This window comes from Verrucomicrobiota bacterium (genome assembly GCA_039027815.1).
GTDB lineage: Bacteria > Verrucomicrobiota > Verrucomicrobiia > Verrucomicrobiales > JBCCJK01 > JBCCJK01.
The window spans coordinates 1-17,077 of record JBCCJK010000036.1 but is presented as its reverse complement, the minus strand read 5'-3'; the positions used below and the strand labels follow the sequence as shown (position 1 = coordinate 17,077).

The window sequence follows — 17,077 nt, the reverse complement described above, 5'->3', positions numbered from 1 at the left end:
TCCTCCTCTGATGCCAGCCATCCCCACAGCCAAAGAGCAATGGTATGTCGTGCACGTCCTTTCCGGCCAGGAAGGGAAGGTCCGGGACAACATCAAGCGCCGCATTGCGACTGAGGAAATGGGTGACCTCGTTTTCGACGTGCTCGTGCCCACGGAAATGGTTTCCGAGGTCAAGCGGGGCAAGAAAACGGAATCCAAAAAGAAGTTCTTCCCCGGCTACGTCATCGTGAACATGCACCTGCTGGACGACCATGGGAAGCTCGTGGACAAGACTTGGTATTTCATTCAGGAAACCGTGGGATCGATTGGCTTTGCCGGTTCCAAGAACAAGCCGATGCCGATGCGGCAGCGCGAAGTCGACTCCATGCTAGCGCAAATCCAAGAGCGTGAAGAAGGGGCTCGCCCGAAAATTCAGTTTCAGGTCGGCGATGGCGTCAAGGTCGCCGATGGCCCTTTCGAGAGCCAAAGTGGCGTGGTCGAAGAAATCGATCCCGAAAAAGGAAAACTTCTCGTCTCCGTCAGTATCTTCGGTCGCGCCACCCCCGTGGAACTCGAATACTGGCAGGTCGAAAAAGAAGGCTGAAGCCGTCTCGCAACTTTCAATCACTCCTCGTTCTCATCATGGCAAAAGAAGTCGTTAAAACCATCAAACTCCAGATTCCAGCTGGTTCAGCCAACCCGGCTCCTCCAGTGGGTCCCGCCCTGGGACAGGCCGGGGTCAACATCATGGAATTCTGCAAAGCCTTCAACGCGGCCACGCAGAAACAGCAGGGCGACGTCTTGCCCACCGTCATCTCCGTTTACAAGGACAAGAGCTTCACCTTCATCACCAAGCAGCCCCCGGCGGCCGTTCTCCTCAAAAAAGCAGCCAAACTGGCCGCTGGATCAGGCGAACCCAACAAAAAGAAGGTCGGCAGCATCACCAAGGAACAACTCCTCGAAGTCGTCAAAACCAAGCTCCCTGATCTCAACACGGACGACCCCGAACAGGGTGCCCTCATCCTAGCCGGCACCGCGCGCCAGATGGGCCTCGAAATCGAGGGTCTCTAAAGCTCTTTCTCTCCCTACCGCACCCCACTACCGCAGGAGGATCCCCGTGATCCGTTCGCACTGCACCCCAGACATGGCCAAAACCAGAAGCAAACGCTACCTCAAGGCAAGTGAACAGATCGATGCCGACCGTCGCTACAGCCTCTCCGAAGCGGTGACCGCCCTCAAAGGCGTTCCCGCCCCCAAGTTCGATCCCACAGTGACCCTTTCCTTTCATCTCGGGGTGGATCCTCGGCAATCAGATCAAATGGTTCGCGGCACCTGCCCGCTCCCTCACGGCACCGGCAAGACAGTGCGGGTGCTGGTGTTTGCCTCGGGCGAAGCGGCCACCGCGGCCAAGAACGCCGGGGCCGAGTTTGTGGGCTACGAAGACATGCTGACCAAGGTCAAAGGCGGCTTCACCGACTTTGATGTAGCCATTGCGACCGCTGACGCCATGGCGGAAGTGCGGAAATTGGGTCGGGTTCTCGGACCGCGTGGCTTGATGCCGAATCCGAAAACGGGAACCGTGACCGATGACACCGCCGCCGCCGTGCAAGCCGTCAAGGCGGGCCGGGCGGATTACAAATTGGATCGCAATGGCAACATCGCCGTGGCGGTCGGCAAACTCGCCTTCGAGCCAGCCCAAATCGAGGAAAACGCCACCTCCGTCATCGAATCCGTAGTCCGCGCCAAGCCACCCGGGGCCAAGGGCAACTACATCGAATCCATCACCCTCAGCGGAACCATGCTTCCGGGAGCCAAGTTGGACGTCACCCCCTTCTTCAAAGCCTAAGCCAGCCCTCCCCTCATGAATCCTGATAAGAAAACGATTGTCGCGGATCTGGTCGCCAAGCTGGACGCCTGTCCTTACCTCTTCATTGCCGACTACGGTGGGCTCACGGTTCCCCATTTCGAGGAACTACGGAAACGACTGACCGAGGTCGAGGCCGAATGCCATGTCGTCAAAAACAGCTACGTGAAAATCGCCACCAAAGAAATGGGCATGCCGGATCTGAGCGAGTCGCTCTCCGGGCAGACCATGATGATTTCTGGCGAAAAGGACGTGTGTGCCGCGGCTAAGGTCGTGACGACCTTTGAAAAGGAATTCAGCAAGCCCAGCCTGCGGGCAGGCGTGCTCGATGGCGAACTCCTGGATGAGGCCAAGATCAAATCGCTCGCCTCCCTCCCCTCGCGCGAAATCCTGCTGGCACAACTGCTCGGGCTGCTCAACCAGCCGGCTGCCCAGCTCGTTCGCACCCTCAATGAGCCCGCCTCGGCACTGGCCAGAGTTCTGAAGGCGTATTCGGAAAAAGAAAGCTGACACCCCACCCTTTGAATCGATGGCAACGGCCGTTCTCCGCGGCTGGAACCTGAACCCACTACCAACTAAACCAATGGTTCCTCGTCGGGCCCGCGGCTGCGGGTCTTAAATCCACCGGTGCTCCGGCTGGGCGGCGATACCGAAAGGAGAACATATGGCTAATATTGACCAACTCGTAGAAGACCTGAGCGGGATCACTGTCCTCGAGGCAGCTGAACTCGTGAAATCGCTGGAAGACAAGTGGGGCGTGAGCGCCGCTGCTCCGGCCGCGGTAGCCGCAGCCCCCGCCGCTGGTGGAGGAGACGCCGCTCCTGCCGAAGAGAAAACTGAATTCGACGTCATCCTCGCGGAAGCCGGCGGCAACAAAATTGCTGTCATTAAGGAAGTTCGCGGCGTCGTTTCCGGGCTCGGCTTGGCCGACGCTAAGAAACTCGTCGAAAGCGCACCGGCTCCCCTCAAGGAAGGTGCCTCTAAGGAAGAAGCCGAAGAAATCAAAAAGAAGATGGAAGCGGCCGGCGCGAAGGTGGAGATCAAATAATCTTCTCCTTTTTTCCACCGGAGCTGGATCGCGCCTGGCAAATGGGCGATCTGGCTCCGGTCCTTCCACCGCCAGCCCATTTGCCAAACCTCGCGGGAGAGAAATCCCGCACTCCTCTCACAGGCAGTCACGAGCCGCTCTTTCCCCGCTGGAAAATGGCGTCTCGTCCCTGCCTGTCTCCACTCTACGGACTCCGCGCTCACGCGCCCAACTGAAGAACTCACTGATTATGTCGGAACGCCGCTACTTCGGGAAATTCAAAGAGGTGGTCGAACCACCCAATCTCATCGAGATCCAACTCCAGTCCTATGAGGACTTTCTACAAAAACACGTTCCTCCTACCGAGCGCAATGAAACCGGCCTCCAAGCCGTTTTCCGCGAGGTCTTCCCCATCGATAGCTATGACGGCACCGTGGAGTTGGACTTCGTTCGCTACGAAATCGGCGAGCCGAAGCTCACTCCCCTAGAAGCCCAGCGGGATGGCGAGACCTACAGCGCCCCCCTTTACGTCACCTTCCAGCTGACCGATGAAACCGGCGCCAAGGAAGAGCGCGTCTACATGGGCGAGCTGCCCATGATGACCCGTCGTGGCACCTTCACCATCAACGGAGCCGAGCGCGTCGTGGTGGCCCAGCTCCACCGCTCCCCAGGGATCTGCTTCGAAACCAGCACCCACCTCAACGGAAAACTCCTTCACTCCTTCCGGATCATTCCCGATCGTGGTTCGTGGCTGGAGGTCCAGTTCGACACCAACGACCTGCTCTACGTCTACCTCGACCGCCGTCGTCGCCGTCGCAAGTTCCTCGCCACCACCTTCCTTCGTGCCATCGGTTATGCCTCGAACGAGGCCATCGTGCGCGAGTTTTTCAAAATCGAGAAGCTCAAGCTGGCCGATGAAATGGACGAAGAACTCCTCAGTTCCAAGGTCCCTTTCAGCGACGTCATGGACGGGGAAATCGCCGTCTGCAAGGCCTGGGAACCGCTCACCATCGGCGTGGTTCGCCAGTTGATCGCCCTGGGGCACAAAAACATCGAAACCATCGATGCCACCGAGAACGAACTCCTCCTGAAGTCGCTCAAAAAAGACCCCGCCACCAACGAAGAGGAAGCGCTCAAGGACATCTACCGCAAACTCCGTCCCGGAGACCCGCCCACCACGGCCAACGCCAAGGCCCTCCTGAAACGCCTCTTCTTCGATCCCAAGCGCTACGACCTCACTCGAGTGGGTCGCTACAAGATCAATCAAAAGCTCGGCCTCGGCGTCGACTCCGAAATGCGCGTCATGGTGGCGGACGACTTCGTGGCTGCCATGAAATATCTTCTCGGCCTGAAAAAGGGTGAGGGCGTGCTCGATGACATCGATCACCTGGGATCTCGCCGCGTGCGCGCGGTAGGCGAACTCCTGGCCAACCAATGCCGCGTCGGCCTGGCTCGAACCGAACGTCTCGTGAAAGAGCGGATGACCCTCTTCGACGTCAACATCGAGGGCATGACGCCCCAGAAGCTCATCAACCCCAAGGCGCTCAGCGCGGTGGTGCGGGACTTCTTTGGTCGTTCCCAGCTCTCCCAGTTCATGGACCAGACGAACCCGCTCTCCGAGCTGACCCACAAGCGGCGTCTCTCCGCACTCGGGCCCGGCGGCCTGAATCGGGACCGCGCCGGTTTCGAGGTGCGCGATGTCCACCCCTCCCACTATGGCCGGATCTGTCCTATTGAGACCCCGGAAGGTCCCAATATCGGGCTCATCAACTCCATGTGCACCTTCGCGCGCATCAATGAGTTTGGCTTCATCGAGACGCCTTACCGCAAGATCGTGAAAGGCCGCGTCACCAACAAGGTGGAATACCTCACCGCAGACCAGGAAGAGAATTACCACGTCGCCCAGGCGAACAACCCGATCGATGACAAAGGCAACTTCCTAAACGAAGGCATCACGGCTCGTTACCGAGGGGAATTCCTCGAGCTTCCCAAAACCGAGGTCCAACTCATGGACGTCTCCCCCAAGCAGATGGTCTCGGTGGCAGCCAGCATGATTCCTTTCTTGGAACACGATGACGCGAACCGCGCCCTCATGGGTTCGAACATGCAGCGCCAAGGGGTGCCGCTCCTCGTCTCGGATTCCCCTATTGTCGGAACGGGCATGGAAGGCAAGGCCGCTCGGGACTCCCGGGCCGTCGCCATTTCCGAAAGCAATGGAGTGGTGGCCGCGGCCACTGCCGAGCACATTGTGGTGACCAAAAACGGCAAATTGCCAGTCTCCGAGCAGCGCTTCTTGAGCGAGCCCGAAAAAGTCAAAAGTGATCCCGAAAAGGGCCTTTACGTCTACCCACTCCGCAAATTCATGCGCTCGAATGCGGGCACCTGCATGAACCAGCGTCCCATCGTGAAAAAGGGCGAGAAAGTCAGCACGGGCCAAGTCCTCGCGGACGGACCCAATACGGAAAACGGGGAGTTGGCCATTGGACGCAATGTCCTGGTGGCCTTCATGCCCTGGAATGGTTACAACTTCGAGGATGCCATCACGATCTCCGAACGGATCGTGAAAGAAGACGTCTACACCTCCATCCACGTAGAGGAATTCGACATCGGCGCGCGCGACACCAAGCTGGGGCCGGAAGAAATCACCCGCGACATCCCCAACGTCGGAGAAGACGCCCTGAAAAACCTGGGTCATGACGGCGTCATCCGCGTAGGCGCGGAGGTCAAACCAGGGGACATCCTCGTCGGAAAAATCACTCCCAAAAGCGAGACCGAATTGGCGCCCGAAGAGCGCCTCCTGCGGGCCATTTTCGGGGAAAAGGCGGCCGACGTGAAGGACACCTCACTGCGGGTGCCCTCGGGCTGCAATGGCATCGTGATGGACGTGCGGGTCTATTCCCGTGGACCCGGAGCCGAAGCCAAAAAGACCGACCCCGCCGAAGCCAAGCGCCAGATCAAAGAGATCAATGAAGACTATAAGCGCAAGCTCGATGAATTGACCGACCAGCTGACCGAGAAGCTCTCGGCCGTGCTCTTGGGAGAAAAAATCCCCCTCGACGTGGTCAATGGCCAAACCGGCGAGATCATCATCGGCGCCAACAAGAAAATCACCAAGACGCTCCTGAAAAAGATGGCGTCGGCCCATGACAATATTGACATCGATCCGAGCCCGGTCCGAAACAAGATCTTCGATATCATCGGGGGCTTCGAGCAGAAATTCGCCGATCTCGATGAAGACCGTGATCGCCAACTGGAAGCCACCGAGAGCGGCGAAGAAGTCGATCCCGGCATCATCAAGCAGGTCAAAGTCTACGTCGCCAAAAAGCGCAAGCTCAGCGTGGGCGATAAGATGGCCGGCCGCCACGGCAACAAGGGCGTGGTCGCCAAGATCGTGCCCGAAGAAGATATGCCCTTCCTCGAGAATGGCCAGCCAGTCGACATCTGCCTCAACCCGCTCGGCGTCCCGAGCCGGATGAACGTGGGACAAGTCCTGGAAACCCACTTGGGAGTGGCCGGGCGTGCCCTCGGCTTCAAGGTCGCCACGCCCGTTTTCGACGGTATTTCCGAAGAAAAAGTCTGGGAGTTCATGAAGGAAGCCAAGCAAGTGCCGGGCTTCGAATGGATTGGAGAAAAGGGCAAATCAGATGTCTACGACGGTCGCACGGGGGACAAGTTCCACCAAAAGGTCGTGGTCGGCGTCATCTACATGCTGAAGCTCGGCCACCTGGTAGCGGACAAGATCCATGCCCGGGCCGTCGGCCCCTACAGCTTGGTCACCCAGCAGCCCCTTGGCGGGAAAGCCCAGTATGGCGGCCAGCGTTTCGGGGAAATGGAGGTCTGGGCTCTGGAAGCCTATGGCGCTGCCTACACCTTGCAGGAACTCTTGACCGTGAAATCGGACGACGTCCAAGGGCGGACTCGGATCTACGAATCCGTGGTGAAGGGAGACAACGCGCTCGAGGCCGGCACGCCCGAATCCTTCAACGTTCTCATCAAGGAAATGCAAAGCCTCGGCCTCAACGTGAAGGTGGGACCGAAAGACCAGAACAGCGCGGAGGACGTGCTGGAAAGCCTCAGTGCCTGATAGGTAGAAACCAAGACAAGCGACTAACGATTTACTGACTATGAGCATCGAAGACAGCCTACAGGAACTTTTCGGCACGCCCCAAAAACCGGACAACTTCGACCAAGTGGCCATCACCGTGGCCGCTCCCGAGAACATCCGTTCCTGGAGCGCGGGCGAAGTTCAGAATCCGGAAACCATCAACTACCGGACCTTCAAACCGGAAAAGGGCGGACTGTTCTGCGAGCGGATTTTTGGTCCCACCAAGGACTGGGAATGTGCCTGCGGAAAGTACAAGCGCATCAAGCACAAAGGCGTCATTTGCGATCGCTGCGGGGTGGAGGTCACCCTCAGCCGTGTCCGACGCGAGCGCATGGGCCACATTGAGCTGGCCGTCCCCGTGACCCACATCTGGTTCTACAAGTGCATGCCCTCGCGCCTCGGCTTGGTCCTGGATATGACCGCCCGCCAGCTCGAGCGCGTCATTTACTATGAGGACTACATCGTGACCGATCCCGGCAACACCACCTTGGAAAAGGCCCAGCTATTGACGGAAACCGAATTTCGCGAAGCCGAAGACGAATTCGGGGAAGACAGCTTCCGGAGCGGCATGGGCGCCGAGGCCATCAAAGACCTCCTCTCCCAAACCAATCTCCAAGAACAGATCGAAGAACTGGAAGAAGCCATGCAGAACACCCGCTCGAAGCAGGTGCGCAAAAAGCTCGCCAAGCGGCTCAAGCTGGCCCAGGGCTTCCTCTCCTCCCGTAGCCGACCGGAGTGGATGGTCATGGACGTCCTCCCGGTCATCCCCCCAGACCTTCGTCCGCTCGTGCCCTTGGAAGGGGGCCGCTTCGCCACGTCCGACCTGAACGATCTTTATCGCCGGGTCATCAACCGGAACAATCGACTGAAGAACCTCCTCATGCTCAAGACCCCGGATGTCATCATCCGGAATGAAAAGCGCATGCTCCAGGAAGCCGTCGATGCCCTCTTTGATAACGGGCGTCATGGCCGGGCCGTGACCGGCGCGGGCAATCGTCCGCTCAAATCGCTCAGCGATATGCTCAAGGGCAAGAGCGGTCGTTTCCGTCAGAATCTCCTGGGCAAGCGGGTCGACTACTCGGGCCGCTCCGTCATCGTGATCGGACCCGAACTCAAGCTCCACCAATGCGGTCTTCCCAAAAAGATGGCCCTGGTCCTCTTCGAACCCTTCATCATCCGCCGACTGAAGGAAATGGGCTACGTCCACACCGTCCGCTCGGCCAAAAAAATGATTGAGCGCCGGACGCCCGAAGTGTGGGACATCCTGGAGGAAGTCACCAAGGGGCATCCGGTTCTCCTGAACCGTGCTCCCACTCTTCACCGGCTCTCCATCCAAGCCTTCGAACCAGTCCTCATTGAAGGCTCGGCCATCCGCCTGCACCCGCTGACTTGTTCGGCTTACAATGCGGACTTCGATGGCGACCAGATGGCCGTCCACGTCCCGCTCTCGGTCGAGGCCCAGATGGAAGCGCGCCTCCTCATGTTGGCGCCCAACAACATCTTCTCGCCCTCGAGCGGCCGACCCATCACCACGCCTTCGCAGGACATCATCCTGGGAACCTACTACCTCACCCACGCCAAGGAACTCATGCCCCAAGAGCGCGAGAAAACCCATTTCTCCCTCTTTGCCGAGACCTCGGAGGTGGAGTTCGCGATCGCAAGCCGCAAAATCCAATACCACGATTGGATCCGACTGAAGAACCCTGACAAGGGGAACGACACCGTCTTCGGCGATAAAGAAGCCAGCGTCATCGAGACCACCGCGGGCCGGGTTCGCTTCAATGAAATCTGGCCAAACGGCTTGGGCTTCATCAACCGCACCATTGGCAAAAAGCAGATCGGGGAAGTCATCTGGCGTTGTTTCCAGGTGGCGGGTCGCGAAGAAACCGTCAAGACCCTCGACTCGCTCAAAGAGCTTGGCTTCAAAGAAGCCAGCCGCTCCGGTGCTTCCATCGGGCTGGTCGACATGGTCATCCCTGACGAAAAAGTCGATCAGTTGGAGAAGTCCTACGCTGAGATCGATACGGTCGAGAAGCAGCACAAGGCCGGGATCATCACCGACGGCGAGCGCTACAACCGCATCATCGATATTTGGACGCACGCGGGCGACCAAATCCAGCAGGCCCTCTACCGCAATCTCCAATACAACGAAGGCAACAAGCAGCTCAATCCGCTTTACATGATGGTGGACTCAGGCGCTCGGGGAAACAAGCAGCAGATCAAGCAGCTCTCGGGGATGCGCGGCCTGATGGCCAAGCCGTCCGGCGAAATCATTGAGCGTCCCATCACCTCGAACTTCCGAGAAGGGCTCAGCGTCTTGGAATACTTCATTTCGACCCACGGAGCGCGCAAAGGCTTGGCGGACACCGCTCTCAAGACGGCCGACTCCGGCTACCTTACCCGCAAGCTGGTGGACGTCTCCCAGGACGTCATCATCACCGAAGAAGACTGCGGCACCGTCAACGGCATTCTCGCCAAGTCGGTCTACGAAGGCGATGAGGAAGTCGTCAGCCTGGCCAGCCGGGTCTACGGTCGGGTCAGCTGCGAGAAAATCGTCGATCCCGTCACGAGCGAAGTCATCGTGGAGGTCAATCAGCTCATCGATGAAAAACAAGCGGACCATCTCCAAGACATCGGGGTGGAACAGCTCAAGATCCGCTCCGTGCTGACCTGCGAATCCGACCAAGGAGTCTGCAAAAAGTGCTACGGCCTCAACCTGGCCACCGGCGCGGAAGCCAAGATGGGGGATGCCATCGGGATCATCGCGGCCCAATCGATCGGGGAGCCGGGCACCCAGCTCACTATGCGGACCTTCCACGTGGGCGGCACCGCCGCTTCCACCTTCAAGCAGCCCATGATCAAGGTGAAGCAAGGTGGCATCGTGCGCTATAGCAATATCCGCTCGGTCGAAACCACGGACGGCACCTTCATCGCCCTCAACAAAAACGGGAGCATCACGGTGGAAGACAAATCCGGCCGCGAGCTCGAGTCCTACAACCTGGTCATTGGCACCGAGTTGACCGTCAAAAATGGCGGCAGCGTGAAAGCGGGCCAACAAATCGCCCAGTGGGACCCCTACAACGTCCCCATCATCACCGAGAAGGGCGGCAAGATCGAATACCGGGATATGATTCCGGGGATCACGGTGGCCAAGGAGCGCGACGCGGAAACCGGCGCGCAAACCATGACCGTCATCGAACACAAGGAAGACCTGCACCCGCAAATTGTCATCGTGGACGCCAAGTCAGGCGAGGTGCTGGCGAACTACTCCATTCCCGCCGGGGCCAACCTCTCCGTGAAAGAGAAGCAGAAGGTCAGCCCGGGCACGCTCATCGCCAAGACGCCCCGCAAAGTCTCCAAGACCAAGGACATCACCGGGGGTCTCCCTCGGGTGGCCGAGCTCTTCGAAGCGCGCCGTCCGAAAGACGCCTGCGACATCGCCAAGATCGATGGAGAGGTCGACTTCGGAACCAACGTCCGCGGGAAGCGCCGCCTCATCGTGCGCGACCCGGGGACCGAGGAGGAAGCCGAACACCTCATCCCGCTCAACAAGCACATCATCGTGGCCAAGGGCGACACCGTGAAGCGGAGCCAACAGCTAACCGAAGGTCCGGTCGTCTTGCAAGACGTCCTCGAGATCAACGGCCCCCACGCGCTCATGGAGCACTTGGTGAATGAAGTGCAGGAGGTCTACCGACTCCAAGGGGTGGAAATCAATGACAAGCACATTGAAATCATTTCCCGTCAGATGATGCGCAAGCTCAAGATCACCGACCCGGGAGACACCGACTTCCTCTGGGGCGATCAAGTGGACCGAGTCGAGTTCAAGCTCGCTAATGACGAAATCGTGGAGCAAGGCGGCAAGCCGGCCGAGGCCGAGCCCGTCCTCTTGGGAATCACGAAAGCTTCCCTCGAGACCGAAAGCTTCATCAGCGCGGCCTCCTTCCAAGACACCACCCGGGTCCTCACAGAAGCTTCCACCCTGGGCAAGGTGGACACCCTGCGCGGTTTCAAGGAAAACGTCATCATGGGGCACCTCATTCCCGCCGGGACCGGGTTTTCGACCCACCGCCACATCAGCCTGCGGCCGACGGTCGAGCCGGAACCAGAAGTCTTTGAAGCGGGCGAGGAGATGGAAGCAGCCGCCGTGGGAGACGACTTCGACGCGGAGTAATACCAAGCTGCAGAATTCACTGGTAGAATGGCCGAGTGGATTTCGGGCCAGACCAAGGCGCGACGAGGGCGCGGTGCAAGCACCGTAACCGAGGAGCAACGCAAGGCTGGCTCGAAATCCACCGGCTCTCCTTTCCCCGCGCTTCAGCGCCTCTTCCCCACATCACCTTCCCTCCATTCTACCTGTGAATTCTGGAGGTTGGTATAATACGACTTCTATTTGCGAGACCGCTTCTAGCCAAAGTCCGCCTGGGGAATTCCCTCGGGAGCGGGGGATGGCTGGAGCGACCTTTTGGGAGCGCTGCTCTCCAAGAACTCGATGGCGATCCGGATCGCCTCCGGATGCATCATGATGAAGGTGTGATCGGCCTCAATGACATGAGAGGCATCCACCCCCGGGGCATGCCCCCCGGCCACGCCCACAAAGCCATCCCCTTCGCCCTCATGCCAACCTCGGAAAAACGGGACCACGGCGCGTCGGCCCATGACCACGCAGGCCGGGATGGGGACCGCCCCCAGCTTCTTGGGGATCCCATCGGTCCCCAACTGCATGGCCGCCGAGCCCATAAGAAGGGGAAACCAGGTCTTCTTGCCCAGCCGGTCCACGATCTCATTTCCTTGATTGGGCGGGGCCAGCATAACGAGCCGTCCCGGGTTGGCGGGGGGCTCATTCTTGAGGAGCCAGCGAACGAGGATGCCGCCCAAGGAATGGGTCACAAAATGGATCCGGCGGTCGCCCAACTTTTCAATTTCAGGCAGGATGTATTTCCCGATGAGGGTGGGGATGTCTGCCAAGTGGGAAGGATAGGAGATATTCACCACGTGAAATCCCCGGGCATGGAGGCGCTTGGCCAGCGGCTTCATGGCAAAGTAGTTTCGACTGAGCCCGTGCAGCAAAACGACGGCCTCACCCTCACAAGGCTTGGTCTGGACGGCTCGCAAGAGGAAGAGCGGCAAGGTCAAAACCGCCAAAAGGCGTTCATCCCATTGAACCGGGGAAGGGCAGGAGGATTGGGCTTGCGAGGGCATCAACTTGGTGTGTGGTGGCGGAGGAGAGGAACCCCATCCGGGGGTAGCAATCATGTATGGCGAGTGAGGAATTGTCACCTGTGGAAGTACACAGCCACTACATTCGCGCCCGCAACTGCCTCTTCATCGAAGCCCGCCTGGCCTCCCTTTACATGGACTACTACCTGCACTTGCAGGACCACGAACTGCGCTACACCCAGGACCAGGATCGCTCGCTGAAAGAGGCCTTGGCCTGTCTTTTGTTGCACCTGGTCTCCCGACCGCGGGAGGAAACGGTCGCCTGGACCATGAATTTCAGCGATCCCGCCATGAACCTCTTCGTGACCGGGAATAGCCGCCCCGGCCAGATCACTGGACGGATCTTCACCGAGGAAGTGCGCGAGGCCCGCCAAAACCTCTTCTACTCCCAGGTGCAGATCCCGGACGGACCCAGCTACAACAGCATGGTGAAGGTGGAGGGGCGGGCGATTTTGTCGCTGGTGGAGCAGTTCTACGACCAGAGCGAGCAACTCCCGGCCCGCTTCTTTGAGCTGCCCGATGAGCGATTCTGCGTCGTGAAAGGCATGCCAGAGGCGGACGAAAGCTGGCTCCGATCGCTCACCTTGCCAGAGGTGGAAGCGCTCCGGGAGACAGAGACCGTCAAATTCTTGGAGACGCGGAGCTACCGCTTTGACTGCGGCTGCCGCATCGATCGGATTCTCCCGGCCCTCTCCGGAATTGCCTCGCGCGACATGGAAGAACTCTTCGGCGGCCAGGAGGTCATCCGGATTACCTGCCCGCGCTGCGGCCTCCGCTACGCCCTGTCCAGAGACATGATGAAGGCCTTTCTCGAGCGAGAGAACCTGGAGTGAAAGCTGCCTGCTCCCAGGGCGCTCGGGTGCCCGTGGTCCCGCTCACATCCGCTCCAACAAACGCTCCAGCCGGAAACGGGTGAAATCGAGTTGCTCGGCGGAGGGCCGGGGAATCATTTCCTCGGGCAGGCCTGGTCGCAAAGCCTGCAATTGAAACTGCGCGGCCCGCAGGTAAGCCTGGAGGGCGGCGGCCGGTCGCTCGGCCCGCTCGTGGGAAAGCGCTAGGGCCAGGGCCTCGCGGGCGGCTGCCGAGTAGGCGGACCACTCCGTCCCGGGAACAGCGGGGGGAAGGGGCAAAGGTTCGAGCCCGAGGCGGCTCAAGACCCCTCGCCACTCCAGCTCCAAGCGCTCGACCGCTTGGGCGTGCCGGGAGGCTTCCGGGGCGGCGGGGAGGGCGGAAGACTTTTCTACGATGATGGGGGGATACTCGTGGGCCACCGGGGCGGGTGATCGACCCAAGAGGAGTCCCGGCGAGACAGGGTGGGCCGCCAAAGAGGGCCCTTCGGCCTGTCGGTCGTGGAGAGTGACGGTGAAAACGCCCGGGTCGTTTTGGGTGCTTGCCTGGGGGAGCCCCAGGCAAGCCAAGCTTGGGGGTTGCAGAAGGGGCTGGCTGGGACCCAGCGCTCGGGCCTCCAACTTCAGCGGCAGGGCCACATGCACCAAAAAGACCGCCGACAGCACCCCTAGGAGCACGAAAGAATCGCGCAGATTGCTGCCGGGGACCCAGCGCTTGGCTTGGGCATTGAGAATTCTCGTCATGCGCTCCTTGGCCTGCCCTCCTGTAAGACAGGCTGCCCCGAGCGGGGGGGCCTCTTTTCGGCGGCTCCAGCTCAAGACTTCAAAAAGGCTCGTGGCATACTCGACCGGAGAAACACCCGCTCGCAGGACGAGATCGTCACAAGACTTTTCCGACTCGCTGCGCAGCAGGTCCATGACCTTGCGGTAAAGAGGCTCGCACCAGAGGAAGGCCCGCATCCAGAGAGCCACCGGCCCCACAAAGTTGTCCCGGTTCTTCCAGTGAGCCAGCTCATGCAGGAAGACCAAACGGAGCTTTTCCTCCGGCCAGTCCTTCATGTAGCCCGGCAGAGTCAGCCGAGGCGAAAAAGTCCCGTGGATCATGGGGCTGGCGGCCTCCTCTCCCAAACGCAGCCGGACTCGCTCGCGAATGCCCATCGTGCGAGCCAAACGGGCAGCCAGTCGTTGCCATCCAGGATGGAAGACCTCGCGGAGGGAGCGATTGATCCGCCGCAGCTCACGGTATTTTCCTAAGAGGTAGCCCCCACCCAGAAGCGTCCCTCCGAGCCAGAGGAAAAAGAAGCTGGTCGCGAACCAGTCCGGCAGGGCCAGCACCCCCAGCTCGAGCGAAGGCTTGGTTGAGGAAGCTTCGTGGGCCATCGCGGGCGAGCTCGCCTCTTGTCTGACCGGAGAAAGCAGCCAGTCCGGTAAAAAGCTGGAAGAGCCGACCTCCTCGTCGGGGTGGGAGGCCGGCGAGGGCCCGAGCGCCCAAAAGGTGCCCATCAAGAAAAAAGTGTAGGCCGGGACCGTCATGGCCGCGCACAAGGTGCTCAAGAGAATGAGGCGACGGAGGGCCGGGGCCGCCCCTCGTGCGGCCAAAAACACCAGGAGACCGGCCCCGCTAATGCAGGCCACGCGGAGCAGCATTTCCAAAATGCGCAAACCGACTTCGCTCATGGTGTGGGTGGTGGGAAAAGGAGCTTCTCCGGCAGCGGTCAGGAGCAGGCCAAGCGAAGAGGGCTAGCTCTCTCGCCGGCGCGCGTCTTCCAGCATCGCTTGCAGTTCTTCCAATTCTTTCGGGGTCACTTCAGACTCCTCTGAACTGATGAGCGTGCTCACCAGCTCCTTGGGGGAGCCATTGAAAAAGGTTTCCATCAATTGGCTGAGGGCACTCCGCTTGGCGTCCTCCACGCTGTGCTGGACTCGGAAGATGTATTTTTTGCCTTCTTTCCTGTGCTGGACGACTCCCTTGTTTTCCAGAATGCGGAGCATGGCTCGCACGGCCGAGTAGCCGGGGGCGCTCGGCATCTGGACCTGGACCTCGGAAACCGAGGCCTCGCCCTCCTTGAAAAGAATGTCCACGATCTGTCGCTCGCGACGGCTCAGGGAATGGGCGAGATGACTCATAGGGGTTTCCCGGTTAAGGGGAGGCAACGTAGGAGCTTCCCAAGGAAGTGACAGAATCGCAAGCAAAAACCAAGAGCCCCCCGGCTGAGCCCGCGAAATTGCTCATCGCGGGCTGCGGCTTTCTCGGAAGTGAAATCGCCCGCCAAGCCCAGGCCGAGGGCTGGGAAGTGGAGGGCCTGGTGCACCGCCCCGAAACGGCGGAAGAGTTGCGCAACCTGCTGGGCATTCCCATCCTAGTGGGCGACCTGGGCGATCGGGAGTCGCTCCGCCCCTTGGCCGAGACTCGCCAGGGCCTGGACCTCATCCACTGCGCCAGTTCAGGCCGAGGAGGAGCCGAGGCCTACGAGCGAGTTTATCTCCATGGCACCCGTCATCTTTTGGAACTCTTCTCCCCCCGAAAGCTTCTTTTCACGGGCAGCAGTTCGGTTTACGGACAGACGGATGGCTCGTGGGTCACGGAGGAAAGTCCGGCTGAGCCGACTCGGAAGACAGGTCGACTGCTGCTGGCCGCCGAGCAAGCCACCCTCTGCCACCCCCTGGGAATAGTGGCCCGTCTGGCGGGGCTTTACGGGCCGGGCCGGAGTGTCATCTTAAAAAAGTTTCTCAGAGGGGAGGCCATCTTAGAAGAGGGCGGCTACCGCTACCTCAATCAGATTCACCGCGATGACGCCGCGGCCGCCTGCCTGCACTTACTGGAGCGAGGCCAGCCCGGCCTGGTCAACGTCTGCGATAGCCAGCCCCTCACCCAGAGGGAATGCTACGGATTCCTGGCGGAGCACTTCCAGAAACCGCTCCCGCGAGAAGGCCCGCGCGATCTCAATCGGAAGAGAGGCTGGAGCCACAAGCGGATCAGCAACCAAAAGCTCCAGCAGGCGGGCTTTCAGGCGCGCTTTCACGACTTCCGGGAGGCCATTTTGAACGATCCTCGGATGCGCGCGAAGGCAAGCTAGGCCGGGCCCGCTGCCGGGGAAGCGACGAACCAAACAGAGCCTCATACCAAGCTGCAGAATTGGCTCGAAAGACACCGGCTCTCCCTTCCCCGCGCTTCAGCGCCTCTTCCCCACACCACCTTCCCTCCAGTCTACCAGTGAATTCTGGAGGTTGGTATCAGATCACGATAGAAAGAACCCAAGAGAGGACCAAAAGAAAGGCCGAGACGAGCAGAACCAGCGTGACTCGCCCCGCGCGATCCAACCGCCTGGTCTCGCTAAACCCCTCGGGAAAGACCAAACAAGGAATCCGGATGGCAAAGCCAACGAGGGGCAGAAAGACAAACCAGCACCACCAAGGATTTCGACCTATGTTTTTCATTCGATGGTAGACGGGCACCATAGAGAACGAGGCGAAGAGAAGGGACAAAACCAAAAAGCTGGCCTCCTGCGAGACCTGATTAAAAGACAGAAACTGTAAGAACCCGATCCCCAAGTCAGCCAGTAAGAAGGCTCGCCGGCCGATCCCGCCATATTCCTCCAAGGGATGGGTCGGAGTGTCTTGCAAAACCGCCTTGGGAACTTCGTAGGGATTCTCCACCATGGATCAGGTTATACCAAGCTACAGAATTGGCTGGTAGAATGGCCGAGTGGATTTCGGGCCAGACCAAGGCGCGACGAGGGTGCGGTGCAGGCACCGTAACCGAGGAGCAACGCAGGGCTGGCTCGAAAGACACCGGCTCTCCCTTCCCCGCGCTTCAGCGCCTCTTCCCTACATCACCTTCCCTCCATTCTTCCAGTGAATTCTGGAGGTTGGTATTAGGGCAGGTTTTTTCCGGTTCAACTCAAATTTTAATGGGTGATAGGTCGAGTTTGCCGAGGAAGAAGAGGATGCGGGTTCTGTAGGAGTGGAAGTGGTGGAAGCCTCTGGCTGAGGATTTGATGGCTTGGATGCGGCTGTTGAGGCCTTCGCTCAGT

Annotated in this window: 13 protein-coding genes and 1 pseudogene; 9 read left to right on the top strand and 5 right to left on the bottom strand. The window is 59.8% G+C overall.

Annotation, left to right across the window (positions count from 1 at the left end; translation table 11 throughout):
• Positions 1-10: 10 nt before the first annotated feature.
• From nusG to rpoC, 7 genes and pseudogenes are all read left to right on the top strand, one after another.
• Positions 11-583: a transcription termination/antitermination protein NusG gene (gene nusG, locus AAF555_09870; protein ID MEM6911874.1), complete on the top strand. Its 573-nt coding sequence runs from the start codon at positions 11-13 to the stop codon at positions 581-583.
• Positions 584-621: 38 nt separating this feature from the next.
• A complete protein-coding gene (gene rplK / locus AAF555_09865; protein ID MEM6911873.1) occupies positions 622-1,050 on the top strand; it encodes a 50S ribosomal protein L11 in 429 nt (142 codons plus the stop codon).
• A 73-nt stretch (positions 1,051-1,123) separates the two neighbouring features.
• The gene (rplA, locus tag AAF555_09860; protein MEM6911872.1) at positions 1,124-1,825 is read left to right on the top strand and encodes a 50S ribosomal protein L1; all 702 of its coding nucleotides are present in this window, start codon (positions 1,124-1,126) and stop codon (positions 1,823-1,825) included.
• A gap of 15 nt (positions 1,826-1,840) precedes the next feature.
• The gene (gene rplJ / locus AAF555_09855) at positions 1,841-2,353 is read left to right on the top strand and encodes a 50S ribosomal protein L10 (protein MEM6911871.1); all 513 of its coding nucleotides are present in this window, start codon (positions 1,841-1,843) and stop codon (positions 2,351-2,353) included.
• A 154-nt stretch (positions 2,354-2,507) separates the two neighbouring features.
• Positions 2,508-2,891: a 50S ribosomal protein L7/L12 gene (gene rplL, locus AAF555_09850; GenBank protein ID MEM6911870.1), complete on the top strand. Its 384-nt coding sequence runs from the start codon at positions 2,508-2,510 to the stop codon at positions 2,889-2,891.
• A gap of 229 nt (positions 2,892-3,120) precedes the next feature.
• A complete protein-coding gene (gene rpoB / locus AAF555_09845) occupies positions 3,121-6,954 on the top strand; it encodes a DNA-directed RNA polymerase subunit beta (GenBank protein ID MEM6911869.1) in 3,834 nt (1,277 codons plus the stop codon).
• 40 nt (positions 6,955-6,994) lie between these two features.
• A pseudogene (rpoC, locus tag AAF555_09840) lies at positions 6,995-11,053 on the top strand (DNA-directed RNA polymerase subunit beta').
• Positions 11,054-11,382: 329 nt separating this feature from the next.
• Here the strand turns inward: rpoC and AAF555_09835 are convergent.
• Positions 11,383-12,177, bottom strand: coding sequence for an alpha/beta fold hydrolase (locus AAF555_09835; protein ID MEM6911868.1), 795 nt, complete (start codon positions 12,175-12,177; stop codon positions 11,383-11,385).
• An 80-nt stretch (positions 12,178-12,257) separates the two neighbouring features.
• Between AAF555_09835 and AAF555_09830 the strand changes: the two genes are divergently transcribed.
• Positions 12,258-13,028, top strand: coding sequence for an Hsp33 family molecular chaperone HslO (locus tag AAF555_09830; protein MEM6911867.1), 771 nt, complete (start codon positions 12,258-12,260; stop codon positions 13,026-13,028).
• Positions 13,029-13,070: 42 nt separating this feature from the next.
• Here the strand turns inward: AAF555_09830 and AAF555_09825 are convergent, their stop codons facing one another.
• Both AAF555_09825 and AAF555_09820 read right to left on the bottom strand, forming a co-directional pair.
• The gene (locus AAF555_09825; protein ID MEM6911866.1) at positions 13,071-14,720 is read right to left on the bottom strand and encodes a M56 family metallopeptidase; all 1,650 of its coding nucleotides are present in this window, start codon (positions 14,718-14,720) and stop codon (positions 13,071-13,073) included.
• A 63-nt stretch (positions 14,721-14,783) separates the two neighbouring features.
• Complete coding sequence (locus AAF555_09820) at positions 14,784-15,170, bottom strand: BlaI/MecI/CopY family transcriptional regulator (protein MEM6911865.1); 387 nt, start codon at positions 15,168-15,170, stop codon at positions 14,784-14,786.
• 47 nt (positions 15,171-15,217) lie between these two features.
• Here AAF555_09820 and AAF555_09815 point away from each other — a divergent pair, with 47 nt between their 5' ends.
• Positions 15,218-16,120, top strand: a complete 903-nt coding sequence (locus AAF555_09815; protein MEM6911864.1) for an NAD-dependent epimerase/dehydratase family protein — start codon at positions 15,218-15,220, stop codon at positions 16,118-16,120.
• A gap of 157 nt (positions 16,121-16,277) precedes the next feature.
• Here AAF555_09815 and AAF555_09810 read toward each other — a convergent pair whose 3' ends face one another.
• Together AAF555_09810 and AAF555_09805 are read right to left on the bottom strand one after the other, a co-directional pair.
• A complete protein-coding gene (locus AAF555_09810; GenBank protein MEM6911863.1) occupies positions 16,278-16,703 on the bottom strand; it encodes a hypothetical protein in 426 nt (141 codons plus the stop codon).
• A 241-nt stretch (positions 16,704-16,944) separates the two neighbouring features.
• A partial coding sequence (locus AAF555_09805; protein ID MEM6911862.1) for a transposase occupies positions 16,945-17,077 on the bottom strand: 133 nt, incomplete at its 5' end.